Origin of the sequence: Comamonas sp. GCA5 (assembly GCF_036541385.1) — a bacterium.
In the GTDB taxonomy this organism is placed as follows: Bacteria; Pseudomonadota; Gammaproteobacteria; order Burkholderiales; family Burkholderiaceae_C; genus Comamonas; species Comamonas aquatica.
In genome coordinates this window covers 64676-90974 of the sequence record NZ_JAZHFR010000001.1, presented here as the reverse complement: position 1 = coordinate 90974, position 26299 = coordinate 64676, and the positions used below count along the sequence as shown (strand labels likewise).

26 protein-coding genes and 1 pseudogene are annotated in these 26299 nt (G+C 66.4%); 2 read left to right on the top strand and 25 right to left on the bottom strand.

Annotated elements, in window-relative coordinates:
- Window positions 1-29: 29 nt before the first annotated feature.
- From SJH88_RS00430 to SJH88_RS00395, 8 genes are all read right to left on the bottom strand, one after another.
- The gene (locus tag SJH88_RS00430) at window positions 30-881 is read right to left on the bottom strand and encodes a D-hexose-6-phosphate mutarotase (protein WP_274753300.1); all 852 of its coding nucleotides are present in this window, start codon (window positions 879-881) and stop codon (window positions 30-32) included.
- Window positions 878-1636, bottom strand: a complete 759-nt coding sequence (gene hisA, locus SJH88_RS00425; protein WP_042414270.1) for a 1-(5-phosphoribosyl)-5-[(5-phosphoribosylamino)methylideneamino]imidazole-4-carboxamide isomerase — start codon at window positions 1634-1636, stop codon at window positions 878-880. Before hisA ends, SJH88_RS00430 begins: the two co-directional genes overlap by 4 nt.
- A 68-nt stretch (window positions 1637-1704) precedes the next feature.
- Window positions 1705-2373: an imidazole glycerol phosphate synthase subunit HisH gene (gene hisH / locus SJH88_RS00420; protein ID WP_274753299.1), complete on the bottom strand. Its 669-nt coding sequence runs from the start codon at window positions 2371-2373 to the stop codon at window positions 1705-1707.
- 84 nt (window positions 2374-2457) lie between these two features.
- Window positions 2458-3099: an imidazoleglycerol-phosphate dehydratase HisB gene (hisB, locus tag SJH88_RS00415; RefSeq protein WP_042414277.1), complete on the bottom strand. Its 642-nt coding sequence runs from the start codon at window positions 3097-3099 to the stop codon at window positions 2458-2460.
- Window positions 3096-4214: a histidinol-phosphate transaminase gene (gene hisC / locus SJH88_RS00410; RefSeq protein ID WP_274753298.1), complete on the bottom strand. Its 1119-nt coding sequence runs from the start codon at window positions 4212-4214 to the stop codon at window positions 3096-3098. The genes hisB and hisC overlap by 4 nt, the downstream gene beginning before the upstream one ends.
- Before the next feature lie 66 nt (window positions 4215-4280).
- On the bottom strand, window positions 4281-4721 hold the full coding sequence (locus SJH88_RS00405) for a PIN domain-containing protein (RefSeq protein ID WP_274753297.1): 441 nt from the start codon (window positions 4719-4721) through the stop codon (window positions 4281-4283).
- On the bottom strand, window positions 4718-5002 hold the full coding sequence (locus tag SJH88_RS00400; RefSeq protein WP_042414345.1) for a hypothetical protein: 285 nt from the start codon (window positions 5000-5002) through the stop codon (window positions 4718-4720). Before SJH88_RS00400 ends, SJH88_RS00405 begins: the two co-directional genes overlap by 4 nt.
- 58 nt (window positions 5003-5060) lie before the next feature.
- Window positions 5061-6506: an aminotransferase-like domain-containing protein gene (locus SJH88_RS00395; protein WP_234687603.1), complete on the bottom strand. Its 1446-nt coding sequence runs from the start codon at window positions 6504-6506 to the stop codon at window positions 5061-5063.
- A gap of 272 nt (window positions 6507-6778) precedes the next feature.
- Here SJH88_RS00395 and SJH88_RS00390 point away from each other — a divergent pair, with 272 nt between their 5' ends.
- A complete protein-coding gene (locus tag SJH88_RS00390) occupies window positions 6779-7024 on the top strand; it encodes a DUF2917 domain-containing protein (protein ID WP_274753296.1) in 246 nt (81 codons plus the stop codon).
- Between the two features lie 190 nt (window positions 7025-7214).
- Here SJH88_RS00390 and hisD read toward each other — a convergent pair whose 3' ends face one another.
- From hisD to SJH88_RS00315, 15 genes and pseudogenes are all read right to left on the bottom strand, one after another.
- Entirely contained in the window at window positions 7215-8531 is a 1317-nt protein-coding gene (hisD, locus tag SJH88_RS00385) for a histidinol dehydrogenase (RefSeq protein ID WP_154164779.1), read from the bottom strand.
- A gap of 32 nt (window positions 8532-8563) precedes the next feature.
- Window positions 8564-9214 carry an ATP phosphoribosyltransferase gene (gene hisG, locus SJH88_RS00380; RefSeq protein WP_042414296.1) on the bottom strand — a complete coding sequence of 217 codons (651 nt, stop codon included), beginning with the start codon at window positions 9212-9214 and terminating at the stop codon, window positions 8564-8566.
- Window positions 9211-10478: pseudogene (murA, locus tag SJH88_RS00375) on the bottom strand (UDP-N-acetylglucosamine 1-carboxyvinyltransferase). The gene hisG and the pseudogene murA overlap by 4 nt, the downstream one beginning before the upstream one ends.
- A gap of 84 nt (window positions 10479-10562) precedes the next feature.
- Window positions 10563-10808 (bottom strand): BolA family protein, encoded by a 246-nt coding sequence (locus tag SJH88_RS00370; RefSeq protein ID WP_270151257.1) that lies wholly within the window; start codon window positions 10806-10808, stop codon window positions 10563-10565.
- A 78-nt stretch (window positions 10809-10886) separates the two neighbouring features.
- Window positions 10887-11642, bottom strand: coding sequence for an ABC transporter permease (locus SJH88_RS00365; protein ID WP_042414306.1), 756 nt, complete (start codon window positions 11640-11642; stop codon window positions 10887-10889).
- Window positions 11642-12547 (bottom strand): ABC transporter ATP-binding protein, encoded by a 906-nt coding sequence (locus tag SJH88_RS00360; protein WP_042414308.1) that lies wholly within the window; start codon window positions 12545-12547, stop codon window positions 11642-11644. The genes SJH88_RS00365 and SJH88_RS00360 overlap by 1 nt, the downstream gene beginning before the upstream one ends.
- A 58-nt stretch (window positions 12548-12605) precedes the next feature.
- Entirely contained in the window at window positions 12606-12908 is a 303-nt protein-coding gene (locus tag SJH88_RS00355) for an STAS domain-containing protein (RefSeq protein ID WP_154164782.1), read from the bottom strand.
- A 7-nt stretch (window positions 12909-12915) separates the two neighbouring features.
- A complete protein-coding gene (locus tag SJH88_RS00350; protein WP_274753295.1) occupies window positions 12916-13554 on the bottom strand; it encodes an MlaC/ttg2D family ABC transporter substrate-binding protein in 639 nt (212 codons plus the stop codon).
- A 46-nt stretch (window positions 13555-13600) separates the two neighbouring features.
- The gene (locus SJH88_RS00345) at window positions 13601-14350 is read right to left on the bottom strand and encodes an MlaA family lipoprotein (RefSeq protein ID WP_274753294.1); all 750 of its coding nucleotides are present in this window, start codon (window positions 14348-14350) and stop codon (window positions 13601-13603) included.
- A 29-nt stretch (window positions 14351-14379) separates the two neighbouring features.
- Window positions 14380-14862 carry an outer membrane lipid asymmetry maintenance protein MlaD gene (gene mlaD, locus SJH88_RS00340; RefSeq protein ID WP_043380474.1) on the bottom strand — a complete coding sequence of 161 codons (483 nt, stop codon included), beginning with the start codon at window positions 14860-14862 and terminating at the stop codon, window positions 14380-14382.
- Window positions 14863-14906: 44 nt separating this feature from the next.
- Window positions 14907-15683 carry a lipid asymmetry maintenance ABC transporter permease subunit MlaE gene (mlaE, locus tag SJH88_RS00335; protein WP_043379805.1) on the bottom strand — a complete coding sequence of 259 codons (777 nt, stop codon included), beginning with the start codon at window positions 15681-15683 and terminating at the stop codon, window positions 14907-14909.
- Window positions 15680-16486 (bottom strand): ABC transporter ATP-binding protein, encoded by an 807-nt coding sequence (locus SJH88_RS00330; protein WP_260674787.1) that lies wholly within the window; start codon window positions 16484-16486, stop codon window positions 15680-15682. The genes mlaE and SJH88_RS00330 overlap by 4 nt, the downstream gene beginning before the upstream one ends.
- 212 nt (window positions 16487-16698) lie before the next feature.
- Window positions 16699-17451, bottom strand: coding sequence for an amino acid ABC transporter ATP-binding protein (locus tag SJH88_RS00325; RefSeq protein ID WP_274753318.1), 753 nt, complete (start codon window positions 17449-17451; stop codon window positions 16699-16701).
- A gap of 4 nt (window positions 17452-17455) precedes the next feature.
- Entirely contained in the window at window positions 17456-18109 is a 654-nt protein-coding gene (locus SJH88_RS00320; protein WP_042414361.1) for an amino acid ABC transporter permease, read from the bottom strand.
- A gap of 142 nt (window positions 18110-18251) precedes the next feature.
- A complete protein-coding gene (locus SJH88_RS00315; RefSeq protein ID WP_274753293.1) occupies window positions 18252-19055 on the bottom strand; it encodes an amino acid ABC transporter substrate-binding protein in 804 nt (267 codons plus the stop codon).
- Window positions 19056-19240: 185 nt separating this feature from the next.
- Here SJH88_RS00315 and SJH88_RS00310 point away from each other — a divergent pair, with 185 nt between their 5' ends.
- Entirely contained in the window at window positions 19241-19663 is a 423-nt protein-coding gene (locus tag SJH88_RS00310) for a DUF3293 domain-containing protein (RefSeq protein WP_274753292.1), read from the top strand.
- A 228-nt stretch (window positions 19664-19891) separates the two neighbouring features.
- Here the strand turns inward: SJH88_RS00310 and SJH88_RS00305 are convergent, their stop codons facing one another.
- Together SJH88_RS00305 and SJH88_RS00300 are read right to left on the bottom strand one after the other, a co-directional pair.
- Window positions 19892-21367 carry a glutamate synthase subunit beta gene (locus SJH88_RS00305; RefSeq protein WP_270151240.1) on the bottom strand — a complete coding sequence of 492 codons (1476 nt, stop codon included), beginning with the start codon at window positions 21365-21367 and terminating at the stop codon, window positions 19892-19894.
- A 77-nt stretch (window positions 21368-21444) separates the two neighbouring features.
- Window positions 21445-26181, bottom strand: a complete 4737-nt coding sequence (locus SJH88_RS00300; protein ID WP_274753291.1) for a glutamate synthase-related protein — start codon at window positions 26179-26181, stop codon at window positions 21445-21447.
- Window positions 26182-26299 lie beyond the last annotated feature (118 nt).

Below are 26299 nucleotides of genomic sequence, written 5' to 3'. Positions count from 1 at the left end.
GTTGAACAGCGAACACCGGCGACCGCCCCTCAGGCGACCACCTGCAAAGTTTGGGCCGCCTGCCAGCGCTGCCCCGGGTGCAGGGCCACGGGCTGGTTGATGGCGGCGGCTTCCACGCACAGCATGCGCATCCAGTCGGCGCCCTGCAGGTCCGCCAGGGTCTCGCACAGGGCGGGGCCGGGGTTCCAGACCACGGTCTCGGGCCAGGCCGCATCCTGGTGGATGCGCAGCGTGCCGGCCGCATCGCGCAGCTCCAGCGGCTGGGCGGGGCGGGCGTAGACGCGGTCCACCTCGGCGCCCAGCGCCACGGCGCCGGCCTGCACCTGCGGTGCAAAGTGGTGGGCCGCATCCCAGCAGGCCGCGCCGTCCAGGCCGTGCAGGGCGGCGATGTCGGCCCCCTGCACGGCCAGGTAGGTGTGCAGCGCGCCGGTGAAGGCCAAGGCGGTGCTGCCGGTGTTGGTGGCCGACAGCGTGATCTGCAGAGTGTCGGGTAACAGCGTCACCGCCAACTCGGCCTGCAGGGCATGGGGAAAGTCCGGGTGCAGCGGCGCGGCGGCCGCCCACTGCCAGCGCGCGGTGACGGCATGGCCCTGCACCTCGGCCCCCAGCCAGTCCCAGGTGGTCCGCCGCGCCAGGCCATGCTTGGGCAGCGGGCCGCGCTGGTTGAACTGGGGAAAGCACACAGGCACACCGCCCCGGATGGCGGCCGTGCCATCCAGCACAGCGCGCTCGGACAGGAACATGCGCTCCTGCCCCCGGGCGTTCCAGGACAGCACCTGGGCGCCGAAATCAGACACCCGCACGCTGTCGCCATGGGGCAGGGTGATGCGCGTGCAGCGCAGGCCGCGCCAGACTTCGCGCGCGGCGGGGGACGGGTTCATCCGGCGTCTTCTTCGTCGCCACCGTTGAGCTGGTCGGCCAGCTTCTGGCCCGCGGCAAAGTCCAGGTCACCGGTGTAGATGGCACGGCCGCAGATCACGCCCTCGATGCCCTCGTCCTCGACGGCGCACAGGGCTTCGATGTCCTGGATGCTGGCCAGGCCGCCCGAGGCGATCACAGGAATGCGCACCGACTGCGCCAGCTTGACCGTGGCGTCGATGTTGATGCCCGACAGCATGCCGTCGCGGCCGATGTCGGTGTAGATGATGGATTCCACGCCCCAGTCCTCGAAGCGCTTGGCCGTGGGGATCACGTCCTGGCCGGTCAGCTTGCTCCAGCCGTCAACGGCGACCTTGCCGTCCTTGGCATCCAGGCCGACGATGATGTGGCCGCCAAAGGCGCTGCAGGCGTCCTGCAGGAAGCCGGGGTTCTTCACCGCGGCGGTGCCGATGATGACGTACTCCAGGCCCGCGTCGAGGTACTTCTCGATGGTGTCCAGGTCGCGGATGCCGCCACCCAGCTGCACGGGGATTTCACCGTCCACGGCCTTCAGGATCGCCTTGATGGCCGCCAGATTCTTGGGCTGTCCGGCAAAGGCACCGTTCAGGTCCACCAGGTGCAGACGGCGGGCGCCGGCTTCCAGCCACTTGCGGGCCATGTCAGCAGGGTCACCGAACGTGGTGGATTGGTCCATGTCACCTTGTTTGAGTCGGACGCATTGGCCGTCTTTGAGGTCGATGGCGGGAATCAGCAGCATGATGGGCTAAGGGCTTTGCCTAAGAGTTGGCCTCAGGGTGAAGTGGCCAGGGTTGAAGAAATCGGTGCTTACGGGTTCCAGTGCAGGAAGTTGCGGTACAGCTGGATGCCGTGGTCTGCGCTCTTCTCGGGGTGGAACTGCGTGGCAAAAATCTTATCGCGTGCGATGGCGGATGCAAACCGCCCCCCGTAATCTGTCTCAGCGGCGCAATGCGCGGCGTCAGCGGGTTGCGCATAAAAGCTGTGCACAAAGTAGAAGTAGGCCCCATCGGGGATGCCGTCCCACATGGCATGGCGCACGCCGCCGGGGGCTGTGGGCACGACCTGGTTCCAGCCCATCTGCGGCACCTTGTAGCGGCTGCCGTCGGGCTGGGTGCGGCCGACCAGGTCAAAGCGGCGCACCACCCCGGGGATCAGGCCCAGCGCCGGGGTGTCGCCCTCTTCGCTGTGGTCCAGCAGCATCTGCATACCCACGCACACGCCGAACAGCGGCTTGGTGGCGGCGGCTTCCAGCACCGCCGCCTGCAGGCCCGAGGCCTTCAGCGCGGCCATGCAGTCGCGCATGGCGCCCTGGCCAGGCAGCACGATGCGGCCGGCGGCGCGCACCTCGGCCGGGTCCTGGGTGACGATGACGCGCACGTCGGTCCCGGCGGCCGCATGCAGCACGGCCTGCGAGACCGAGCGCAGGTTGCCCATTTCGTAATCGACCACGGCCACGGTGTTGTTCATGGAACTCATAGCACTTTGCGCTGGTTGTTGCTGGTTTTCAGCAGGCTTTGGCTTGGAAACCCAGGTTTCACCAGCGCAAGCCGCTCACATTGTTCAGAGACTGCCCTTGGTCGAGGGGATCACGCCGGCCATGCGCTCGTCGCGCTCCAGCGCAAAGCGCAGGGCCCGGGCGAAGGCCTTGAAGATGGTCTCGCACTGGTGGTGGGCGTTGAAGCCCTTGAGGTTGTCGATGTGCAGCGTCACCCCAGCGTGGTTCACGAAGCCCTGGAAGAACTCGTAGACCAGCTGCGTGTCCAGCTCGCCGATGCGGCCGGCGGTGAACTTGCAGTCCAGGTGCAGGCCAGGGCGGCCCGAGAAGTCGATCACCACGCGGCTCAGGGCCTCGTCCAACGGCACGTAGGCATGGCCGTAGCGGCGGATGCCCTTCTTGTCGCCCACGGCTTTGGCAAAGGCCTGGCCCAGGGTGATGCCGATGTCTTCCACGGTGTGGTGGCCATCGATGTGCAGGTCGCCCGCACACTCGATGTCCAGGTCGATCAGGCCGTGGCGCGCGATCTGGTCCAGCATGTGGTCCAGAAAGCCGATGCCGGAGTTCAGCCGCGCCTTGCCGCTGCCGTCGAGGTCCACGCGCACCTGCACGCGGGTTTCGGCGGTATTGCGCTGCACTTCGGCGACGCGGGGGTGGTGGCCCTCGGCGGTGGCGGGGGCGGTGGAGGGCACGAGGGCGTTGCTCATAACGATTCCTTCAGGGCTGCCAGCATCTGGGCATTTTCTTCACGGGTGCCCACGGTCAGACGCAGGCAGTTGGCCAGCAGCGGGTGCATGGCCGAGACATTCTTCACCAGCACGCCCCGGGCCTTCATGGCGGCCTGCGCGGCGGCGGCATTGCGCACGCGCAGCAGCACCATGTTGGCTTCGGACGGCCAGACCTTGTCCACGCCGTCCAGCGCGGTCAGGGCGTCAATCAGCGGCTGGCGCTCGGCACGGATGGTGGCGGCCTGCTCAGCGTACAGCGCGGCGTGTTCCAGTGCAAAGATGGCGGTTTCGCAGTTCAGCACGCTGATGTTGTAGGGCGGGCGCACCTTGTCCAGCTCGTTGACCAGGGCGGCGGGGCCGATCAGGTAGCCCAGGCGCGCGCCGGCCAGGCCGAACTTGGACAGCGTGCGCATCAGCAGCACGTGGGCGTTGCGCGCCGGGTCGGCCTGCATGTTGCGGATCCAGCTGCGGCTGGCAAACGGCTGGTAGGCCTCGTCCATGACCACCAGGCCGCCGATGGCGCCGACGGCGTCGATCACCGCCTGCACCTGGTCTTCGGGCCACAGCGTGGCCGTGGGGTTGTTGGGGTAGGCGATGTAGGTGATGGCGGGCCGGTGCTGCGCAATCGCCGCCTGCAGGGCGGGCAGGTCCAGCTCGAAATCCGGCGTCAGGTTCACGCCCACGAAGTCCAGGCCCTGCAACTGGGCGCTCAGCGGGTACATCACGAAGCCGGGCATGGGCGCCAGCATGGTGGCGCGGCCGCCCGCGGTGGGCTGGGCCGTGGCCAGCGCCAGCAGGGTGATGATTTCGTCCGAGCCATTGCCCAGCAGCACGGCGCTGCCGACGGGCGCGCCAGCGTAGTCGGCCAGCATCTGCTTGAGGACGTCCAGGCGCTCGCCAGGGTAGCGGTTGATCTCGAGTGCGCCCAGGCGCGCGCCCAGCGCCTGCTGCAGCGCAGCCGGCAGGCGGAAGGGGTTCTCCATGGTGTCCATCTTCAGCAGGCCCTGGGCGGGCTGCACGTGGTAGGCCGACATGGCGCGCACATCGGCGCGAATGCGTTGCATGGCTCGTTGCTGGGTCTCTGGCACTGTCATCGTCTTACTTTCTTGCGGGAACCTGCGTTGGCCGGCATGGCACGGGCTGCCATGGTCTGGGGGCGCTCAGGCTCCTTCCACGGCCGGTGCGGCCTGCTGCAGCGGGTGCACCACGGTCACGCCGCCAAATTCCGCGCCATGCGGCAGGTGCAGGCTCAGCATCTGCGCGCAGCCACTGTGCTGGGCGCAGGCCACGGCCAGGCAATCGCCGAAGTCGAGCTGGTGGCGGGCCTGCACGGCCCACGCGGTCTCCAGCGTGGCGCTGTCGGTTTTCCAGGGGGTCCAGGTCTGGTAGCGGCGTATGGCCGCGCGCGCATCGCCCTGCGACATGGGTTGGGGGGCGGTGGTCACCTGGTCGTAGAACTCCACCAGGGCCTGGTAGCTGGTGCGGCCGCTGCGGCGGCGCCACAGCAGGTCCAGCCAGTCCAGCGTGGCGGCATACAGCGCGCCGCCGCCCACGTTCTCCACCGCGATCAGGACCGAGGTATCGACGAACACCGGGTTCATGCGGCATCCCCCAGGGCGGTGGATTTGGCATCTTTTTGGCCTGCAGCACGCTGACTGCTTGCGCTGCGCGCTACGGATTTTGCAGGCGCCTGGGCGCCCTGCTGCCAGCTGCGCTCGTCCGTGCGCCAGGCCAGGTAGGCGCGCTCGTAGGCGTCCTCGCGCTGCATCATCTCGGCCATGAAGTCACCCAGCATGCGCGAGACACTGGTGCCGCGCCGTGCTGCCTCGATGCGCGCCCAGTCGAGCACGCTGTCTTCCACGGTGATGGTGACGTTCTTCATGCCGCCCATCGTACACGAAATTCGTGTTGCACGAAATTCGTGTGACAGCAGATCACCGTCAAACCGTGCCCGCGCTACGCAGCAAATGCCGGGCAATCTCGCCCACGCGGCGCAAGGCGTCGAGATGTTGCGCCGTCCAGTCGCCTCCCAGGCCAATCCGCACGCCCTGCGGAAAACGCCCGGCCGCACCGAACAGCCGCCCGGGCGGGATCAGGATCTGCTCGGCCAAACAGGCTTCGTGCAGTTGCACGGCGCCCACGCCCTGCGGCAGCTCCAGCCACAGCAGCAGCCCGCCCGGCGGATCGCTGACCCGTGTGCCCGCCGGAAAACACTGGGCAATCACCTGCCGCGCCTGGTCCACGCGCACCGCAATCGCGGCGCGCAACTGGCGCATGGCGGCATGGTGGCCGGCCTGGGTGATCAGGTCGGCCAGCGCCAGCTCCAGCACGGCCGACTGGCCTCCGGCCTGCATTTCCTTGATGTGGCGCACCTGCGCCGTCCAGCGTCCGGCCTCCAGCCAGCCCAGGCGCAGGCCCGGCGCCAGCGTCTTGGAAAAGGAATGGCACAGCATCACCTGGCCGCTGCTGTCATAGGATTTGAGCGTGCGGCGCATGGCATCGCCCTCGGCCAGATCGGCATAGATGGCATCTTCGATCACCGGCAGCCCATGCTGCGCCGCCAGCTGCACCAGGCGTTTGCGCTCGGCCTGCGGCATGCAGCTGCCCAGCGGATTGCTGAGGGTGGGCACCAGCACCAGGGCCTTGACCGGCTGGGTGTCGAGCGCCAGCTGCAGCGCGTCCACCGACAGGCCATGGCGGGGGTGCGTGGGAATCTCCAGGGCCTTGAGCTGCAGCGACTGCAGCACCTCCAGAAACGAAAAATGCGTGGGCGACTCCAGCGCCACCACGTCGCCCGGCTGGGTCACCGCCCGCAGGCACAGGGCCACGCTGTCCATGCAGCCCCCGGTGATGACGATGCGCTCCGGGTCCAGGCTGCACCCCAGGCCCACCGCATAGCGGGCCAGGGCGCGGCGTGCGTCTTCGTGGCCGCTGGCATCCGGGTAGGTGGACAGCAGATGGCGGTGCTGCTGCACGGCGCGCGTGACGGCCCGGCGCACGCGGTCGGTCTGCAGCAAGTCCGGCCCCGGGGTGCCGCTGCTGAACGACAGCATGCCCTCGGGCTGCTTGCGCCCCAGCACACGCTGCCCCAGCCAGTCCTTGGACAGCGCGCGCGGCCGGCGCAGGGGCTGGACCGTGCTGGGCTCCGGCAGCTGGGCCGGGCGCGCTGCCACATAGAAGCCCGAGCGCGGGCGGGCCGTGATCAGTTGCGCATCTTCCAGCCAGTGGAAGGCCTGCACCACCGTGGTCTGTGCCACGCCATGCTGGCGCGCCAGCGCCCGCACCGAAGGCAGCTTGTCACCGCGCGCCAGGGTGCCCTGGCGTATGCACTGGGCCAGGGGTTCGGCAATCTGCAGATACAACGGAAGGGAGGCAGCGGAATTCATGCCGGCATTCTGTACCCCCCCCGGCCACCGCCGACAGTACAGATACCCCGCCTGCCATGCAGCACAGAAGGCCCAGGCCCTGCGCCTGTACCGGCCCGCTTCACGCCGGACTGCGGCTGTTGCCGCCCGTGGCCTTGCCCGACAGTGGCGGCATGTATGCGATCCACCTCCCCTCCCGCGCAACCCGACACACGTCACCCATGGCACCGGCAGGCGGTGGGGATGGCGGGTTGGGCCCCGAACCCTGCACCCCAGCACCGCCCTGGAAGCCTATGCCTTTGCAGGCAGCCGGTACGGTGCAGGCCTTGCGAATTCCCAAAGGCCGGATGGCGGTGCTGGAATGCCAGCAGGGCCGGCTGTGGCTCACGCAGCAAGACCTGCTGAACGACCGGTTTGCCGAAGCCGGCCAGCGCCTGTACTGCCCGGGCCCCGCCCGGCTGTACCTGGGTGCGCAGAGGCAAGCGCCGGCCCTGGTGCGCTGGGTGCTGCTGCCACCCGGCAGTGGTACGCCGACATAAGCGGACAGAGGCTGGCGAGTCCCCTGGCGGTCGCTGGAGGCGGCGCGCAGCCGCCAGGCGGATGGCAGATGCCGCGCGACGGTAGGCAGCTGTGGGACACGCGGGCGCAGCGTGCGTGCCAGCCACCACCGAACGGGCGAAAAAAAGCCGTGGACCTGCCACGGCTGGGACACACCTTGCGGCGCGCGTTTTATTTCAAACGCATCTCGGCGGCACGGGCGTGGCCCTGCAGGCCCTCGCCATGCGCCAGCACCGAGGCGATCTGGCCCAGCACCTGGGCGCCCTGCTCACTGACTTCGATCAGGCTGCTGCGCTTCTGGAAGTCGTAGACCCCCAGGGGCGAGGAGAAACGCGCCGTGCCGCTGGTGGGCAGCACGTGGTTGGGGCCGGCGCAGTAGTCGCCCAGCGATTCGCTGGTGTAGGCCCCCAGGAAGATGGCGCCGGCGTGCTTGAGCGCCGGCTCCCAGCGGTGCGGATCGTTGCTGGAGACTTCCAGGTGTTCGGGCGCGATGCGGTTGGAGATGGCGCAGGCCTCGTCCATGTCGCGCGTCAGGATCAGTGCGCCACGGTCGTTGAGGCTCTTGGCGATGATGGCCTGGCGGGGCATCTCGGGCAGCAGGCGGTCGATGGCGGCCTGCACCGCGTCGATGTAGGCGGCATCGGGGCACAGCAGGATGGACTGGGCCAGCTCGTCGTGCTCGGCCTGGCTGAATAGGTCCATGGCCACCCATTCGGGCGGCGTGCTGCCATCGGCCAGCACCAGAATTTCCGAGGGGCCGGCAATCATGTCGATGCCGACCAGGCCAAACACGCGCTTCTTGGCGCTGGCCACGTAGGCGTTGCCGGGGCCGGTGATCTTGTCCACCTTGGGCACGGTGGCCGTGCCGTAGGCCAGGGCCGCCACGGCCTGGGCCCCCCCGATGGTGAAGGCGCGGGTGACGCCGGCCACATAGGCGGCGGCCAGCACCAGCGCGTTCTTCTCGCCCTTGGGGGTGGGCACGACCATGATGATCTCGGGCACACCGGCCACATGGGCCGGGATGGCGTTCATCAGCACGCTGGAGGGGTAGGCCGCCTTGCCGCCGGGCACGTAGATGCCCACGCGGTCCAGCGGCGTGACCTTCTGGCCCAGCAAGGTGCCGTCCTCGTCGCGGTAGCTCCAGCTTTCGCCGTTGGCCTTCTTCTGCGCCTCGTGGTAGCTGCGCACGCGGCGCGCGGCGGACTCCAAGGCCTCGCGCTGCACGGCGGGCAGGCTGTCGAAGGCGGCCTTCAGTTCCGCCTGGTTCAACTCCAGCGCGGCCATGCCGTCGGCAGGCAGGCCGTCGAAGCGCGCGGTGTATTCCAGCACAGCGGCATCGCCGCGTTGCTGCACGTCGGCCAGGATGTCGGCCACGCGCTGCTCGATCGCAGCATCCGTGTCGGCCGACCAATGCAGGCGCTGCGCAAAATCATGCTCGAAATTGGCATCCGCGGTGGACAGACGGAGGGGAGTAGCTGCGATTTCCATAGTGCTTGGACGGTGACAGTGGGGAAAGGGAATCAGGGGTTCTTGGCGGCAACCGCCTGCGCGAAGGCATCGAGGATGGGGCGCAGGGTCCGCTGCTTGAGCTTGAGCGAGGCCTGGTTGACCACCAGGCGCGAGCTGATGTCCATGATGGGTTCGACCTCGACCAGGTCGTTGGCCTTGAGCGTGTTGCCGGTGGACACCAGGTCGACGATGGCATCGGCCATGCCGGTCAGCGGCGCCAGCTCCATGGAGCCGTAGAGCTTGATCATGTCCACGTGCACGCCTTTTTCGGCAAAGAAGTCGCGCGCGATCGTGGAGTACTTGGTGGCCACCTTCAGGCGTGCGCCCTGCTTGACGGCGTGCTGGTAGTCAAAGCCCTTGCGCACGGCCACGCTGACGCGGCACTTGGCGATCTGCAGGTCCAGCGGCTGGTACAGGCCCTGGCCGCCGTGCTCGATCAGCGAGTCCAGGCCCGACACGCCCAGGTCCGCACCGCCGTACTGCACGTACACCGGCACGTCGGAGGCGCGCACCAGCACCACCCGCACCTCGGGGTTGGTGGTGTCGAAAATCAGCTTGCGCGACTTGTCCACGTCTTCCGTGACCACGATGCCGGCCGCGGCCAGCAGGGGCACGGTTTCTTCGAAGATGCGGCCCTTGGACAGGGCGATGGTGATGCTCATTGCGACACTCTTTCAATATCGGCGCCCAGGCCGCGCAGCTTGGCTTCCATGCAGTCGTAGCCACGGTCCAGGTGGTAGATGCGGTCCACCAGGGTCTCGCCCTTGGCCACCAGGCCGGCGATCACCAGGCTGGCCGAGGCGCGCAGGTCCGTGGCCATCACAGTGGCACCGCTCAGGGGCACGCCGCCGACCACGGTCGCCAGGCGGCCGTCGGTGGTGATGTGCGCACCCAGGCGCAGCATCTCGTTGACGTGCATGAAGCGGTTTTCAAAAATCGTCTCGGTGACCGTGCTGGTGCCCTCGGCCACCAGGTTCAGCGCCATGAACTGCGCCTGCATGTCGGTCGGGAAACCCGGGTATTCGTGGTGCGGAAGCTCTGCGCCTTCAGGCGGCCCTGGCTGCGGATGCGGATGCCACCGTCCTCGGCCTGCACCTGCGCACCGGCGTCCACCAGCTTGTCGATGACGGCGCCCAGGTGGTCGGCACGGCCGTGGCGCAGGAACGCCTCGCCGCCCGTGGCCGCCACGGCGCACAGGAAGGTGCCGGCCTCGATGCGGTCAGCCACCACGGCGTGTTCACAGCCGTGCAGCGCGTCCACACCGCGGATCACGATGCGGCTGGTGCCGTGGCCGCTGATCTGCGCGCCCATCTTGATCAGCATTTCGGCCAGATCGGTGATTTCGGGCTCCATGGCGGCGTTTTCCAGCACCGTCTCGCCCTCGGCCAGCGCCGCGGCCATCAGGAAGTTTTCCGTGCCGGTCACGGTCACCATGTCGGTGGTGATGTGCGCGCCCTTCAGCCGCGTCCAGCCCGCGGGCAGGCTGGCGTGCATGTAGCCGTTTTCCACGCTAATCAGCGCACCCATGGCCTGCAGGCCCTTGATGTGCTGGTCCACAGGGCGCGAGCCGATGGCGCAACCACCGGGCAGCGACACCTTGGCGCGGCCAAAGCGCGCCAGCAGCGGGCCCAGGGCCAGCACCGAGGCGCGCATGGTCTTGACCAGCTCGTACGGGGCTTCGGGGTTGTTCAGCGCACCGGCATTCAGCTGCACGGTGCCATGCTCGTCGCGCTCGGCCGTCACGCCCATGTTGCGAATCAGCTTGAGCATGGTGTTCACGTCCTGCAGACGTGGCACGTTGTGCAGGGTGACGGGCTGGGCGGTCAGCAGGGCGGCGCACAGTTCTGGCAGGGCGGCGTTCTTGGCGCCGGAGATGTGCACTTCACCGTGCAAGGCACGGCCACCGCGGATGAGGAGTTTGTCCATGGCGTGGGAGCCTTGAATCAGAGTATTTGAAGAAATCAGGCTCCAGCCCTTGTGGGGCAAGCGCCAACAGCTATGAAATGATGATCACTCAGACGGGGCATTCGCCCATTCTGCCGGGGAGTAGGTCTTCATGGACAGCGCATGCACCTCGTCGGTCTTGATGCGGTCGCCCAGCGTGGCATACACCAGGCGCTGGCGCGCCAGCAGGCGCTTGCCCTCGAACTCGGCGGACACGATGGTGGCATACCAGTGGCGGCCATCCCCTTCCACGGTCAGGTGCTCGCAGGCCAGGCCGGCGCGGATGATGGATTGAAGTTGGTCAGCGGTCATACATTTCTCTGGGCCGCAGCGCCTGCGCTGCCGCCAAATACGGTGGCGTGCAGCACCAGGCTGCACGCCGAAGTGGGCTCAATGGCGGATTTTGTAGCCAATGCGCAGCAGGTGCACGGCCAGGGCGCTGACCACCAGCCAGGCCACGCCGACGATGGACAGGCTCACCCAGGGCGACACGTCGCTCTGGCCGAAGAAGCCGTAGCGGAATCCGTCAATCATGTAGAAGAACGGGTTCAGGTGGCTGACCTGCTGCCAGAACGGTGGCAGCGACTGGATGGAATAGAACACCCCGGACAGGAAGGTCATGGGCATGATCAGGAAGTTCTGGAACGCCGCCATCTGGTCGAACTTGTCGGCCCACAGCCCGGCGATCAGGCCCAGCGTGCCCAGCAGCGCCGCACCCAGAAAGGCGAACACAAAGATCCACAGCGGCGCCGCTGCCACCGGCGGGGTGAACCACAGGGTGACCACGTACACGCCCAGGCCCACGACCAGGCCGCGCACGATGGAGGCGCCCACAAAGGCCATGAACCAGGCCCAGTGCGACAGCGGTGTCAGCAGGATGAACACCACGCTGCCCATGATCTTGCTCTGCACCAGGCTGGAGGAGCTGTTGGCGAAAGCGTTTTGCAGCACGCTCATCATCACCAGACCGGGCACCAGGAAGGCGGTGTAGCCCACGCCGTCGAAGACCTGCACATGGTCTTCCAACACATGGCCGAAGATCAGCAGGTACAGCACGGCCGTGAGCACGGGGGCGGCCACGGTCTGGAAGCTCACCTTCCAGAAACGCAGGATTTCCTTGTAGAACAGCGAGGTCCAGCCCTGCATCACGCGGCTCCCTTCATGACCTGCAGGAACACGTCCTCCAGGTCGGCACGGCGGATTTCCATGTCTTCCATGACCACCTGCGCCTGGCGCAGCGTCGCCAAGAAGCGCTCGATGTCGTGCGGCCCCTGGGCCGGCAGTTGCACCACGCGCCCGGTGACGCGGGCCACGGGGGCCAGCTCGGCCGGCAGGGCATCGTCGGTCTTGAACTGCAGCACGTTCGCCGAGGCGGTCTTGAGCAGGTTGGACGTGGCATCCAGCGCCACCACCTGGCCTTGCTTGAGCATGGCGATGCGGTTGCACAGGGCCTCGGCCTCTTCCAGGTAGTGCGTGGTCAGCAGCACCGTGTGGCCCTGCTTGTTGAGCTGGGCGATGAAGTGCCACAGCGTCTGGCGCAGCTCCACGTCCACGCCGGCCGTGGGTTCGTCCAGCACGATGATCGGCGGCTTGTGCACCAGGGCCTGGGCCACCAGCACGCGGCGCTTCATGCCGCCGGACAGCTGGCGCATGTTGGCCGTGGCCTTGTCGGCCAGACCCAGGTTCTCCAGCAACTCGTCGATCCAGGCGTCGTTGTGCTTGACGCCGAAGTAGCCCGACTGCAGGCGCAGCGTCTCGCGCACGTTGAAGAAGGGGTCGAACACCAGTTCCTGCGGCACCACGCCCAGCTGCTTGCGTGCGGCGGCGAAGTCGCCCTGCACGTCGTGCCCCATGACGGTGATGCGCCCGGCGCTGGGCTTGGTCAGCCCCGCCAGGATGCTGATGAGCGTGGTCTTGCCTGCGCCATTCGGGCCCAGCAAGCCAAAGAACTCGCCCTCGGCAATGTCTAGGCTGACATCACGCAGCGCGTGGAAATCACCCCGGGAGGTGGCGTAGGTCTTGGAGATGGATTGGATGGAGATGGCTGGCATGAGAGCCTGACATTCTAAGGCCGCATGGCGATCCGACCACTGCGGCCGGCAGAGGCCTTCAGGCGGCCGCGGCCTCTGCGCTGTCGGGGTCCAGCAGGGGCATGACGCCATAGACCTGCGCCAGCGCCCGCAGGCTGGCCGGCCAGCCCTGGACCTGCAGGCGGCTGCCACGGGCCAGCGCCACACGGCGGCAGGCCAGCAGCAGGGCCAGACCCGCCGAGTCGAACGACTGCACCGCCGCCGCGTCCAGCACCACCGGCGTGCCCTGAGGCAGCGCCTGGATTTGCTGGCGCAGCTGCGCCTGGGCCTGCACGGCCACATCGGCATTCAGCACGGAAGGAAGGGCAATCGTAGAGGACATGGCGGATTTACTTGCTGGCCTGCGCGTCGGCGGCCATGGTGCGGCTGGACAGGGCCGTGATCAGGCCGTCAATGCCGCCCTTGTTGAGCTCCTGCGCGAAGTGGGTGCGGTAGGTTTCCACCATCCACACGCCCAGCACGTTCAGGTTGTAGATCTTCCAGGCCTTGCCGTCGGTGTTCTCCAGGCGGAAGTCCAGTTGCACGGGCTCACCCTTGCCATGCACCTCGGTGCGCACCAGCACGTCCTTGTCGCCGGGCGCGGCGCGCAGGGGCTTGACCTCGACGCGCTGGTCGCTGACCTGCTTGAGGGCGCCAGCATAGGTGCGGATCAGCATCAGCTTGAACTCCTGCTGCAGGCGGTCACGCTGCGCGGGCGTGGCCTGGCGCCACTGCGGGCCCACGGCGGCCGAGGTCATGCGGCGGAAATTCACATGCGGCATCACGGTGGTGTCCACCACCTGGGAAATGCGCGCGATGTTGCCCTTGCGCAGCTCTGGATCGGCCTTGATGGTCTCCAGAAGGTCGGCCGACAGGCGCTTGACCAGCGCGTCCGGCGCTTCCGCTGGGGCTTGTGCCCAGCTGGGAGTGGCCATCCAGAGGGCGGTGGTGGCCGCCAGCAGGGCAGCCAAGGTACGGCGTTGCATCATCCAATCATCCTTTCGCACCAGGGCCCACGGCCCTGGTTTCTTGCACTCAGTCGTCGTAGCTCTCTACGCGACCAGCGTTGTCGTCATTGTGCTGGCGGCTGGCGGGATCCCGCTGTTTCAAATAGAAATCCCGCATCAGGGTGTAGCGATCCAGGGCCGCGGCATCCAGCGTGTCGGTGGCACCCAGCAGGTTGGCGCGGGCGTCAACCAGGCGCAGACCCAGCAGGCTGTTGCGGTGCGACACCGGGTGCATGCGGTCCACCGGGTGTCCCCACGAGTCGGCAGGCATGGCCACGGTGTCGCGCACGGTCGAGGGGCCCAGGAAGGGCAGCACCAGGTAGGGGCCGGGCTTGACGCCCCAGCTGGCCAGGGTCAGGCCGAAGTCCTGCTTGTCACGTTCGACCCGCATCTCGGTGGCGATGTCCAGCAGGCCGCCGATCCCCAGCACGGTGTTGGTGGTGAAACGCACCATGTGGTTGTAGGCCTTCTCGCCATTGCCTTGCAGCGCATGGTTGACCATGGACCACAGGTCACCCAGGTTGCCGAAGAAGTTGGTCACGCCGGTGCGCACCGGCTGGGGCGTGACCGTCTGGTAGGCGGTGGCGGCGGGCTTGAGCACGGCCTTGTCGACCGAGTCGTTGAACGAGGTCATGGCCCGGTTGTAGCCCTCATACGGGTCCTGGGGGTGCGTGGCCTGGGTGCTGGCACAGCCGGCCAGCAGCAGGCCTGCGGCCAGGGCCGCGCTCAGGCCGGTGCGGCGCCACAGCGCGGTGGATGGGTTGGAATTGCTTTTCATCGTGTCACCTTGTGCGGAAAACGTGGACATCAAGGAGCGGGCGCCGCGGCAGAGCCGCCCTCTTCCGCCTTACTGTACAGGAACTGGCCAATCAGGTTCTCCAGCACCACCGCCGACTGGGTCGCGGTGATGCGGTCACCCTCGGCCAGGTTGGCCTCGTCGGCGCCGGCCTCGATCCCGATGTACTGGTCCCCCAGCAGACCGCTGGTCAGGATCTTCAAGGAACTGTCCTTGGGGAAGGCATAGCGCTTTTCCAGGGCCATGTGCACCGTGGCCTGGAAGGTCTTGTCATCGAAGGAGATCGCCTCGACACGGCCCACGACCACCCCGGCACTTTTGACCGCCGCTTTGGGCTTGAGCCCGCCGATGTTGTCGAAACGCGCCGTCACCTTGTAGGTGGGCTCGAAGCTGAGGCTCAGCAGGTTGGCCGACTGCAGAGCCAGGAAGACCAGGGCTGCCGCGCCCAGCAAGACAAAAAGGCCGACCCATACGTCGTTTTTAGAAGCCTGCATAAAAAATGTTTCCTTGTTGAAACCCATCGTTCGAGGCTGCTGCCTCAAATGCTAAACATGGATGCGGTGAGCAGGAAGTCCAATGCCAACACTGCCAGTGATGCGACCACCACCGTGCGGGTGGTAGCACGCGAGACCCCCTCAGGTGTGGGCTTGGCGGTGTAGCCCTGGTACAGCGCCACGAAGGTGACGGCCACACCGAACACGACGCTCTTGATCACGCCATTGCCCAGGTCGTACCACCAGTCCACGCCGGACTGCATCTGCCCCCAGAAGGCGCCACCGTCCAGGCCGATCAGCACCACGCCGACCACCCAGCCGCCGATGATGCCCACGGCGCTGAACACAGCCGCCAGCAAAGGCATGGCGAGGAAACCGGCCCAGAAGCGCGGCGCCAGGATGCGGCGCACGGGGTCGACCGCCATCATTTCCATGGCCGATAGCTGCTCGCCGGCCTTCATCAGGCCGATTTCCGCCGTCAGGGCAGTGCCCGCACGGCCGGCGAACAGCAGCGCCGTGACCACCGGCCCCAGTTCGCGCAGCAGGGACAGGGCCACCAGCAGGCCCAGCGCCTCGGCCGAGCCATAGCGCTGCAGCGTGTAATAGCCCTGCAGGCCCAGCACAAAGCCGACGAACAGGCCCGAGACGGCGATGATGGCCAGCGAATAATTGCCCAGGAAATGGATCTGGTCGCCCAGCAGGCGAAAGCGTGCCAGCGTGGCCGGCAGCATGCCCAGCAGGCGCAGGAACAGCCCGGCGGCCTGCCCCAGCGCCGCCAGCTGGCGGCGGGTCCACAGGCCCAGTGCGTGGATGGTGTTCATGCGCGGCCTCCAAAATCCTGCTCCAGGCTGGGCGCCGGATAGTGGAACGGCACCGGCCCCTGCGGCCGGGCATGGATGAATTGCTGCACCAGCGGATCCGTGCTCTGGCGCACTTCGTCGGGCGTGCCCTGGGCGGCCACGCCGCCCGCGCCGAGGATCACCACATGGTCGGCGACGTGGAAGGTTTCCTCCAGGTCGTGCGACACCAGGATGCTGGTCAGCCCCAGGGTGTCATTGAGCGTGCGGATCAGGCGCGCGGCCGTGCCCAGCGAGATCGGGTCCAGGCCCGCGAACGGTTCGTCGTACATGACCAGGTCCGGGTCCAGGGCAATCGCGCGCGCCAGGGCCACGCGCCGCGCCATGCCGCCCGACACCTGGCTGGGCATCAGGTCGCGCGCACCGCGCAAGCCGACAGCGTGCAGCTTCATCAGCACGATGTCGCGCACCATGTCCTCGGGCAGGTCGGTGTGCTCGCGCAGCGGGAAGGCGACGTTGTCGAGCACGCTCATGTCGGTGAACAGGGCGCCGAACTGGAACAGCATGCCCATGCGACGGCGCATGGCGTACAGCTGCTGGGCATTCATCTGCCCCACATCCTGGCCGGCCACCAGCACCTGGCCCTGCTGGGCGCGCTGCTGCCCGCCGATCAGGCGCAGCACTGTGGTCTTGCCACCGCCGGAGGCCCCCATCAAGGCCGTGATCTTGCCGCGCGGCACCTGCAACGACAGGTCGCGCAGGATGGTGCGATCACCATAGCCAAAGGTGACATTGCGCAACTCCACAAGGGGGGCGGGACTACTCATGCGATGGAAAACACGGAGGAATTGGAAGAAACGCTATTGTGCAGACAAGCGGCAAGCGCCGCCCGCTGCCACCCCGAACAAACATACACGAATGTATGTCAAGACCATGATGGCGCCTCACTATCCGCAAAATTCATAGCTAAATGCACATGCTAGAAAAGCGTTGCAGGCCTTTTTGAGCCAAAGCCGCGGTCGCCCGAACCGCAGCTTTTTTACAACATGTTCTGCAGAAATGCCTGGGTGCGCTCGTGCTGAGGGTTGGCGAAGAAGGCCTCGGCGGGGGCCTGCTCCACGATGGCGCCGCCATCCATGAAGATCACGCGGTTGGCCACCTCGCGGGCAAAGCCCATTTCATGGGTCACCACCAGCATGGTCATGTGCTCGTTGGCCAGTTCGCGCATGGTGCGCAGCACCTCGCCGGTCAGCTCGGGGTCCAGGGCCGAGGTCGGCTCGTCGAACAGCATGATGTCCGGGTCCATCGCCAGGGCACGGGCAATCGCCACGCGCTGCTTCTGGCCGCCCGACAGGCGATTGGGATAGGCATCGCGCTTTTCCAGCAGGCCGACCTTCTTGAGCAAAGCCTCGGCCTTGGGCACGATCTGCTCGCGCTTGAGCTTCTTGACCAGCATCGGCGCTTCGATGATGTTCTCCAGCACCGAGAGGTGGGGGAACAGGTTGAAGGACTGGAACACCATGCCCATCTTGCGACCGATCTGGCGGATCTGCGCCTCGGACGCGTAGTGGGCCTTGCCGGCGTCGTCGTTGCGCGCCAGGGTCTCGCCCTCGACCACGATGGTGCCGCGGTCGATGGTCTCCAGGTGGTTCAGGCAGCGCAGGAAGGTGCTCTTGCCCGAGCCCGAGGGGCCGATCACGGCCACCACCTCGCCGCGCAGCAGGTCCAGCGACACCCCGCGCAGCACCTCGACGCCGCCGAAGGCCTTGTGGATGCCCTGGGCGGAGATCATCACATCAGGCGTCGTACTTGGCATAGCGTTTCTCGAGGTACTGGAAGCCCCAGGTCAGGACCAGGGTCATCACAAGGTAGAAGGCAGCGGCCACGATGAACGGCGTGGTCGTGAAGTCGCGCTGGACAATGCCGCGCGCGGCGCGCAGCAGGTCGTTCAGGGCCAGCACGTAGATCAGCGAGGTGTCCTTGACCAGGGTGATGGTCTCGTTGGACAGCGGCGGCAAGATGCGCGGCCACACCTGGGGAATGACGATGCGGCGCATGGTCTGGGCATAGCTCAGGCCCAGCACCTTGGCGCCTTCGTACTGGCCACGGTCGATGGACTGGATGCCGGCGCGGAAGATCTCGGCGAAGTAGGCCGCGTAATTCAGGGTGAAGGCGACGATGGCGGCCGGGTAGTCGTCGAACCGGATGCCGATCACCGGCACAAAGGGCAGCGCGAAGTAGATGAACAGCATCTGCAGCATCAGCGGCGTGCCGCGCATCAGCCAGATGTAGCCGCCCACCAGCGCCCGCAGGCCGGCAAAGCGGGACAGGCGCAGCAGCGCCAGCACCAGCCCCAGGGGGATGGAGAGCACCAGCGTGATCGCAAAAAGCTTGAGGGTCACCAGCGCGCCTTGCGACAGTGGCCCCAGAAGGGAAATGACGTAATCCATGGAAAAGGCCTTCAGTGCGACCGCTTGACGGGAGCCGCCGGCACCCTCAGGCACCCCGCTGCACAGCTGCACAAGCCATGCCTACAAAAAACACCGGCGTGGCCAAGGCGGGCCACGCCGGTGTGTGCGTCAAGCGTGAAGCTTACTTGACAATGTTTTCACCGAACCACTTCTTGGAAATTTCGGCGGCGGCACCATCGGCCTTCATGTCCTTCAGGGCCTGGTTGACCTTGCCCAGCAGCTCGGTGTCGTCCTTGCGGAAACCCACGCCGTAGTCTTCGGTGCCGAAGTTGTCTTCCAGCACGGTGTAGGTGTCGGCCTTCTTGGCGACATGGAAGCGCCCCACCACCTCGTCCACCACCACGGCGTCCAGGCGACCGGCTTCCAGGTCCATCAGCGCAGTGATGTTGTCACCGAACTGCTTGAATTCCTTGAAGCTCTTGAAGACTTCTTCTTCCTTCTTCATCGCATCCACGGCGGACGACGATTCCTGCACGCCGATCACCTTGCCAGCCAGACCGGCCTTGTCCTTGATGTCGGAACCGGCCTTCACGATGATGATCTGGCGGTTGGCCATGTAGGGGTCGGTGAAGGCGATGTGCTGCTTGCGCGATTCCAGGATGGTCAGGCCATTCCACAGCACGTCGATGCGCTTGCCGTTCAGCTCGGCTTCCTTGGCGCTCCAGTCGATGGGCTTGAATTCCACTTCCATGCCCAGACGCTTGGAGGCTTCCTTGGCCATGTCGATGTCAAAACCCACCAGCTCGTTCTTCTCGTCACGGAAACCCATGGGCGGGAAGTTGTCGTCCAGACCCACAACGATCTTGGTCACAGCCGCAGGTGCGGGCGCAGCAGGCGCCTGGGCGGTGGCGGCGGGTTCGGACTTGCCGCAGGCCGCCAGAACAGCTGTCAGGGCCAACGATGCGAGAAGGGTGCGTTTTTTCATGGCTTCAAAGTTGAGTTGGAACAACCGGTGGAAGGCCGCCGCCCACAGACCCGGGGAAACCCCATGTCCTGTATGCCTCGGTGGCCGAATCCGCTATTGTCGCGCAGATAAGCCTGGGTTGCCACCTGCCTGGGCATTAACTCGCATGCAAACCACATGCCTGCGTGCATTTCGACGGACTTGCCATGGCTGACACCGCCCTCCCCGAGCCTCTGCTGCAGGCCTACCACGCCACCCGCTACGGGCTCAACGACTGCGACTGGCAGTTGCAACTGGACCAGCCCCAGCCTGCCCTGGCACCGCACTACCAGCGCCATGCCGTGCACTGTGCCGCCTACCTGACCGCCTGCAACCCGTTGGGCGAATTGCTGCCCGACCACCTGAACGCACGCCGCATGGCCCAGCTGCGCCAGGCGCTGCAGCGCGCCGGCTGGTCCTGGCTGGACGGCCATGGCCACGACCCGCAGGGCCACTGGCCCGGCGAGGACAGCGTGCTGGTCTGGGGCATGGGCGAGAGCACGGCCCGCGCCTGGGGCACGCAGTGGAACCAGAACGCCGTGGTCTGCTGCGGCACCGACATGGTGCCGCGCCTGGTGCTGCTGCGCTGACACCCGCTCACCGATCCATAGCTGCCCGCGCTCGCCTACAGGGTGTTTCAAAGCAAAAAGCCTTTCAATCTCTTGCCAGGCCTGCGTGTTCAACTCTCTTTTTGCAGCATGCAAAAAGGCGCCCGCAGGCGCCTGAATGTGCATCTCCGCAGAGCGCCCAGGGCGGGCGGTGCGGGGGCCCACCAGGCACCCCAGCACCGCGCCCATGCGGCGCCCCCGGCCCGACGGTCAGCGGGGCAGCGTGCTGGCCCCCATCAGGAACTCGTCCACCGCGCGGGCGGCCTGGCGGCCTTCGCGGATGGCCCAGACCACCAGGGACTGGCCGCGGCGGATGTCACCGGCCGCAAACAGCTTGGGCACGCTCGTGGCGTAGCCGCCGAGCAGATCGGTCGAAGCCTTGACGTTGCCACGCGCATCCTTGTCCACGCCAAAGGCATCCAGCACGGTCTGCACGGGCGAGACAAAGCCCATCGCCAGGAACACCAGGTCGGCCTTGAGGATCTGCTCGGAGCCGGGCACTTCCGTCATCTTGCCGTCCTTCCATTCCAGGCGCACGGTCTTCACGGCGGTCAGTTGGCCCTTTTCGCCGATGAATTCCTTGGTGCCGATGGCGAACTCGCGCTCGCAACCTTCCTGGTGGCTGGAGCTGGTGCGCAGCTTCAGCGGCCAGTAGGGCCAGACCAGGGGCTTGTTCTCCTGCTCGGGCGGCATGGGCATCAGCTCCAGCTGGGTCACGCTGAGTGCGCCATGGCGGTTGGAGGTGCCCACGCAGTCGGAGCCTGTGTCACCACCGCCGATGACCACCACGTGCTTGCCGTCGGCGCGGATCTGGTTCTTCAGCTTGCCGTCGCGCGTCACCTTGTTTTGCTGGGGCAGGAACTCCATGGCGAAGTGCACGCCCTTGAGGTCCCGGCCGGGCACGGGCAGGTCGCGCGACTGCTCGGCACCGCCGGTCAGCAGCACGGCGTCGAACTCGGCCATCAGCGCCTCGGGGGCGATGGTTTCCTTGGACCAGTTGGTGACCTTGCTGCCTTCGCCCAGTCCGTCCTTGCCCGCCACCAGCACGCCGGTGCGGATCTTCAGGCCCTCGGCCACCAGCTGCTCGACGCGGCGGTCGATGTTGGCCTTGTCCAGCTTGAAGTCGGGGATGCCGTAGCGCAGCAGGCCGCCGACCTGGTCGTTCTTCTCGAACAGGGTCACGTCGTGGCCGGCGCGCACCAGTTGCTGCGCCGCCGCCAGACCCGCAGGGCCGGCGCCGACCACGGCCACCTTCTTGCCGCTCTGGGCCTTGGGCAGCTGGGGCTTGACCCAGCCTTCTTCCCAGGCGCGGTCGATGATGGCGTGCTCAATGGACTTGATGCCGATGGGCGCGTTGTTGATGTTCACCACGCAGGCGGCCTCGCAGGGCGCGGGGCAGATGCGGCCGGTGAACTCGGGGAAGTTGTTGGTGCTGTGCAGCACCTTGATCGCGTTTTCCCAGTCACCGCGGTACACCAGGTCGTTGAAGTCCGGGATGATGTTGTTGATCGGGCAGCCGTTGTTGCAGAACGGCGTGCCGCAGTCCATGCAGCGCGCGCCCTGGATCTTGGCCTGTTCAGGGGTCAAGGCGATGACGAACTCTTTGTAGTTCTTCACGCGCTCGGCCACGGGCAGGTAGCCTTCTTCGATGCGTTCGTATTCCAGAAAACCGGTGGTCTTTCCCATGATGTCTATTCCTTCAATCTGTGTTCGCTGAGCAGTGCCGGTGGCGGGCGGGGCCGCGCCACCGTTTCAGGCTGTGATTACTTCGCGGCTACTGCTTCTTTTTGAGGAGCTGCTGGCGCTTGCGCTGCTTGCTTTTCCTTTTGTTTGCGTTCATAGATCTCGCCGAGTGCACGCTGGTACTCGGTCGGGAACACCTTCACGAACTTGGCACGCGCGGCGCCCCAGTTGTCCAGCAGGTCACGGGCACGCTGCGAACCGGTCCAGCGGCTGTGCGCTTCCACCAGCGCACGCAGCTGCTGGTCGTCGCTCTGGTCGTGGTGCCAGATGCCGCGCGGCACGGTGGCCAGGAACTCTTCGTGGGGCAGCACCTTCTCCAGCTTCACGCTGGCGGTGTTGCAACGCTCGGCAAACTTGCCGTCTTCGTCGTACACATAGGCCACGCCGCCGCTCATACCGGCCGCAAAGTTGCGGCCAGTCTTGCCCAGCACCACCACGGTGCCGCCGGTCATGTATTCGCAGCCGTGGTCGCCCACGCCTTCGACCACCGCCGTGGCGCCCGACAGGCGCACGGCAAAGCGCTCGCCAGCCACGCCGCTGAAGAAGGCCTCGCCCCGGGTGGCACCAAACATCACGGTGTTGCCGACGATGGTGTTGGCCGTGGACACGCCGCGGAACTCATGGCTGGGGCGCACGATCACGCGGCCGCCCGACAGGCCCTTGCCGGTGTAGTCGTTGGCCTCGCCGGTGATGTTCAGCGTGATGCCCTTGCACAGGAAGGCGCCGAACGACTGGCCGCCCGTGCCTTCGAAGTGGATGCGAATGGTGTCATCCGGCAGGCCTTCGGGGTGCACCTTGGTGACCGCGCCCGAGAGCATGGCGCCGACGGAGCGGTTCACGTTCTTGGCCACTTCCATAATGCGCACCTTCTCGCCATGCTGGATGGCGGGCTGGCAGCGCTCGATCAGCTTCACGTCCAGCGCCTTGTCCAGCAGGTGGTCCTGCTTGTCGACATGGTAGCGGGCCACATCGGCCGGCACGACCGGCTGGGCGAACAGGCGGCTGAAGTCCAGGCCCTGGGCCTTCCAGTGCTCCACGCCCTTGCGGGTGTCCAGCAGGTCGGTGCGGCCGATCAGCTCGTCGAACTTGCGGATGCCCAGCTGGGCCATGATCTGGCGCACTTCCTCGGCGATGAAGAAGAAGTAGTTCACGACATGCTCGGGCTTGCCGGTGAACTTCTTGCGCAGCACGGGGTCCTGCGTGGCCACGCCCACGGGGCAGGTGTTCAGGTGGCACTTGCGCATCATGATGCAGCCCTCGACCACCAGCGGTGCGGTGGCGAAGCCGAATTCGTCCGCGCCCAGCAGCGCGCCGATCACTACGTCGCGGCCGGTCTTCATCTGGCCGTCGGCCTGCACGCGGATACGGCCGCGCAGGCGGTTCAGCACCAGGGTCTGCTGGGTTTCGGCCAGGCCGATTTCCCAGGGACCGCCGGCATGCTTGATGGACGACAGGGGCGAAGCGCCGGTGCCGCCGTCATGGCCGGCGATCACCACGTGGTCGCTCTTGCACTTGGCCACGCCGGCCGCAATCGTGCCCACGCCGACTTCGGACACCAGCTTCACCGAGATGTCGGCGTGCGGGGCCACGTTCTTCAGGTCGTGGATCAGCTGGGCCAGGTCCTCGATCGAGTAGATGTCGTGGTGGGGCGGGGGCGAAATCAGGCCCACGCCGGGCACCGAGTAGCGCTGCATGCCGATGTAGTCGGTCACCTTGCCGCCGGGCAGCTGGCCGCCTTCACCGGGCTTGGCGCCCTGGGCCATCTTGATCTGGATCTGGTCGGAGGACACCAGGTACTCGGCGGTCACCCCGAAGCGGCCGGACGCCACCTGCTTGATGCGCGAGCGCAGGCTGTCACCGTCGCGCAGCACGATGTCGGACTCGACCTGCTCCTTGCCGATGATGGAGGCCAGGGACTCGCCCTGCTGGATCGGGATGCCCTTGAGCTCGTTGCGGTAGCGCTTGGGGTCTTCGCCGCCTTCACCGGTGTTGCTCTTGCCGCCGATGCGGTTCATGGCCACGGCCAGCGTGGCGTGGGCTTCGGTGGAGATCGAACCCAGCGACATGGCGCCGGTGGCAAAACGCTTGACGATCTCAGCCGCGGGCTCCACCTCATCCACCGAGATGGCGGTGGCCGGATCGCTCTTGAACTCGAACAGGCCACGCAGCGTCATGTGCTGCTTGCTCTGGTCGTTGATCAGCTGCGCGTATTCCTTGTAGGTGCTGAAGTTGTTCGAACGGGTCGAGTGCTGCAGCTTGGCGATCGCGTCGGGCGTCCACATGTGGGCTTCGCCACGGGCACGCCAGGCGTATTCGCCGCCGGCGTCCAGCATGGTTTCCAGCACCGGGTCGTCGCTGAAGGCGTTGACGTGGTTGCGGATGGTTTCCTCGGCGATCTCGAACACACCGATGCCTTCCACGCGGCTGGCGGTGCCGGTGAAGTACTTGTCCACGGTGGCGCTGTTCAGGCCCACGGCCTCGAACAGCTGCGCGCCGCAGTAGGACATGTAGGTGGACACGCCCATCTTGGACATGATCTTGGACAGGCCCTTGCCGATCGCCTTGACGTAGTGGTAGATGGCCTTCTTGGCATCCACGCCGCCCACGGGCTGCTGGTACATGTCGGCCAGGGTTTCCATGGCCAGGTAGGGGTGCACGGCTTCAGCACCGTAGCCCGCCAGCACGGCGAAGTGGTGGATTTCACGGGCCGTGCCGGTCTCCACCACCAGGCCGGTGGTGGTGCGCAGGCCTTCGCGCACCAGGTGCTGGTGGATGGCCGACAGGGCCAGCAGCGCGGGGATGGCCACTTGCGTGGCGCTGACGTTGCGGTCGCTGACGATCAGGATGTTGGCACCACCCTTGATCTCGTCCACGGCCTGGGCGCACAGCGAGGCCAGCTTGGCTTCCACGCCCTCACGACCCCAGCTCAGCGGGTAGGTGATGTCGATGGTCGCGCTCTTGAATTTGCCGTGGGTGTGCTGCTCGATCTCGCGCAGCTTGGCCATGCCCTCGAAGTCGAGGATGGGTTGCTGCAGCTCGAGGCGCATGGGCGGGTTGACCTGGTTGATGTCCAGCAGGTTGGGCTTGGGGCCCACGAAGGACACCAGCGACATCACGATGGCTTCGCGGATGGGGTCGATCGGCGGGTTGGTCACCTGCGCGAACATCTGGCGGAAGTAGTTGTACAGCGGCTTGTTCTTGTCCGACAACACGGCCAGCGGGCTGTCGTTACCCATGGAGCCCACGCCTTCCTCGCCGTTCTTGGCCATGGGTTCCAGGATGAACTTGATGTCTTCCTGGGTGAAGCCAAAGGCCTGCTGGCGCTCCAGCAGGGGCAGCTCGGCAGCCTTCGCGGGGGCCACGAAGTCAGCGGGCACCTCCACCTGGTCCAGCTTGATGCGCAGGTTCTCGATCCACTGCTTGTAGGGCTTGGTGTTGACGATGTTGGCCTTGAGCTCATCGTCCTCGATCATGCGCCCCTGCTCCAGGTCGATCAGCAGCATCTTGCCGGGCTGCAGGCGCCACTTGCGCACGATCTTGCTGTCCGGCACGGGCAGCACACCGGCTTCGGAGGCCAGGATCACCAGATCGTCTTCGGTCACGACGTAGCGCGAGGGACGCAGACCGTTGCGGTCCAGCGTGGCGCCGATCTGGCGGCCATCGGTGAACACGATGGAGGCGGGACCGTCCCAGGGTTCCATCATCGCGGCGTGGTATTCATAGAAGGCGCGGCGGCGCTCGTCCATGGCCTCGTGCTGCTCCCAGGGCTCGGGGATCATCATCATCACGGCCTGGCTGATGGGGTAGCCCGCCATCGTCAGCAGTTCCAGGCAGTTGTCGAAGGTGGCGGTGTCGGACTGGCCGGCAAAGCTGATGGGGTAGAGCTTTTTCAGGTCATCGGCCAGCACCGGCGAGGCCATCACGCCTTCGCGCGCCACCATCCAGTTGTAGTTGCCGCGCACGGTGTTGATTTCACCGTTGTGGGCCACATAGCGGTAGGGGTGGGCCAGCGGCCACTCGGGGAAGGTGTTGGTGGAGAAGCGCTGGTGCACCAGGCCGATGGCCGAGACGCAGCGCTGGTCGGCCAGATCCTTGTAGTACACGCCCACCTGGTCGGCCAGCAGCAAGCCCTTGTACACGACGGTACGGCTGCTCATGCTGGGCACGTAGTATTCCTTGCTGTGCTTCAGGCCCAGGTTCTGGATGGCCGCGCTGGCGGTCTTGCGGATCACATACAGCTTGCGTTCCAGCGCGTCCTGCACGATCACGTCGTTGCCACGGCCGATGAACACTTGGCGCAGGATGGGTTCCTTTTCGCGCACAGTGGGCGACATGGGCATGTCGCGGTTCACGGGCACATCGCGCCAGCCCAGCAGCACTTGGCCTTCGGCCTTGATGGCGCGCTCCATCTCCTGCTGGCAGGCCAGGCGGGAGGCATGTTCCTTGGGCAGGAACACCATGCCCACGCCGTATTCTCCGGCGGGGGGCAGTTCCACGCCCTGCTTGGCCATCTCTTCGCGGTAGAGCTGGTCGGGAATCTGGATCAGGATGCCTGCGCCATCGCCCATCAGCGGGTCGGCGCCCACAGCGCCGCGGTGGTCGATGTTCTCGAGGATCTTCAGCGCGCCCAACACGATGTCGTGGCGCTTCTCGCCCTTGATGTGGGCGACAAAGCCCAGACCGCAGGCATCGTGTTCATTGCTCTTGGCGTACAAGCCGTGTTCTTGGAGATGTGCAATTTCTGCAGCCGTAGTCATGGCGCTCATCCTCTAATTTCTATCGCAGGGACCGCGAGATTACGCCACCGCATTAACCCATGCAAGAAAATTTAATTAGGGTCAGATACTAATTAATACGCACCAAAAACAAACAAAA

Excerpts from the sequence above, each read along its gene's own strand:
- SJH88_RS00325 (WP_274753318.1), bottom strand. The coding sequence starts at position 17,451 with ATGATCTCCGCCCAGGGCATCCACAAGGCCTTCGGCGGCGTCGAGGTG.
- SJH88_RS00315 (WP_274753293.1), bottom strand. The coding sequence starts at position 19,055 with ATGAAAAAACGCACCCTTCTCGCATCGTTGGCCCTGACAGCTGTTCTG.
- SJH88_RS00390 (WP_274753296.1), top strand. The coding sequence starts at position 6,779 with ATGCCTTTGCAGGCAGCCGGTACGGTGCAGGCCTTGCGAATTCCCAAA.
- SJH88_RS00430 (WP_274753300.1), bottom strand. The coding sequence starts at position 881 with ATGAACCCGTCCCCCGCCGCGCGCGAAGTCTGGCGCGGCCTGCGCTGC.
- SJH88_RS00330 (WP_260674787.1), bottom strand. The coding sequence starts at position 16,486 with ATGAGTAGTCCCGCCCCCCTTGTGGAGTTGCGCAATGTCACCTTTGGC.
- SJH88_RS00400 (WP_042414345.1), bottom strand. The coding sequence starts at position 5,002 with ATGAAGAACGTCACCATCACCGTGGAAGACAGCGTGCTCGACTGGGCG.
- SJH88_RS00395 (WP_234687603.1), bottom strand. The coding sequence starts at position 6,506 with ATGAATTCCGCTGCCTCCCTTCCGTTGTATCTGCAGATTGCCGAACCC.
- SJH88_RS00300 (WP_274753291.1), bottom strand. The coding sequence starts at position 26,181 with ATGACTACGGCTGCAGAAATTGCACATCTCCAAGAACACGGCTTGTAC.
- hisH (WP_274753299.1), bottom strand. The coding sequence starts at position 2,373 with ATGAGTTCCATGAACAACACCGTGGCCGTGGTCGATTACGAAATGGGC.
- mlaD (WP_043380474.1), bottom strand. The coding sequence starts at position 14,862 with ATGCAGGCTTCTAAAAACGACGTATGGGTCGGCCTTTTTGTCTTGCTG.
- hisC (WP_274753298.1), bottom strand. The coding sequence starts at position 4,214 with ATGACAGTGCCAGAGACCCAGCAACGAGCCATGCAACGCATTCGCGCC.
- SJH88_RS00370 (WP_270151257.1), bottom strand. The coding sequence starts at position 10,808 with ATGACCGCTGACCAACTTCAATCCATCATCCGCGCCGGCCTGGCCTGC.
- hisD (WP_154164779.1), bottom strand. The coding sequence starts at position 8,531 with ATGGAAATCGCAGCTACTCCCCTCCGTCTGTCCACCGCGGATGCCAAT.
- hisB (WP_042414277.1), bottom strand. The coding sequence starts at position 3,099 with ATGAGCAACGCCCTCGTGCCCTCCACCGCCCCCGCCACCGCCGAGGGC.
- SJH88_RS00305 (WP_270151240.1), bottom strand. The coding sequence starts at position 21,367 with ATGGGAAAGACCACCGGTTTTCTGGAATACGAACGCATCGAAGAAGGC.
- hisG (WP_042414296.1), bottom strand. The coding sequence starts at position 9,214 with ATGAGCATCACCATCGCCCTGTCCAAGGGCCGCATCTTCGAAGAAACC.
- hisA (WP_042414270.1), bottom strand. The coding sequence starts at position 1,636 with ATGCTGCTGATTCCCGCCATCGACCTCAAAGACGGCCAATGCGTCCGA.
- SJH88_RS00350 (WP_274753295.1), bottom strand. The coding sequence starts at position 13,554 with ATGATGCAACGCCGTACCTTGGCTGCCCTGCTGGCGGCCACCACCGCC.
- SJH88_RS00310 (WP_274753292.1), top strand. The coding sequence starts at position 19,241 with ATGGCTGACACCGCCCTCCCCGAGCCTCTGCTGCAGGCCTACCACGCC.
- SJH88_RS00355 (WP_154164782.1), bottom strand. The coding sequence starts at position 12,908 with ATGTCCTCTACGATTGCCCTTCCTTCCGTGCTGAATGCCGATGTGGCC.
- SJH88_RS00365 (WP_042414306.1), bottom strand. The coding sequence starts at position 11,642 with ATGCAGGGCTGGACCTCGCTGTTCTACAAGGAAATCCTGCGTTTCTGG.
- SJH88_RS00405 (WP_274753297.1), bottom strand. The coding sequence starts at position 4,721 with ATGAACCCGGTGTTCGTCGATACCTCGGTCCTGATCGCGGTGGAGAAC.
- SJH88_RS00345 (WP_274753294.1), bottom strand. The coding sequence starts at position 14,350 with ATGAAAAGCAATTCCAACCCATCCACCGCGCTGTGGCGCCGCACCGGC.
- SJH88_RS00360 (WP_042414308.1), bottom strand. The coding sequence starts at position 12,547 with ATGCCAGCCATCTCCATCCAATCCATCTCCAAGACCTACGCCACCTCC.
- mlaE (WP_043379805.1), bottom strand. The coding sequence starts at position 15,683 with ATGAACACCATCCACGCACTGGGCCTGTGGACCCGCCGCCAGCTGGCG.
- SJH88_RS00320 (WP_042414361.1), bottom strand. The coding sequence starts at position 18,109 with ATGGATTACGTCATTTCCCTTCTGGGGCCACTGTCGCAAGGCGCGCTG.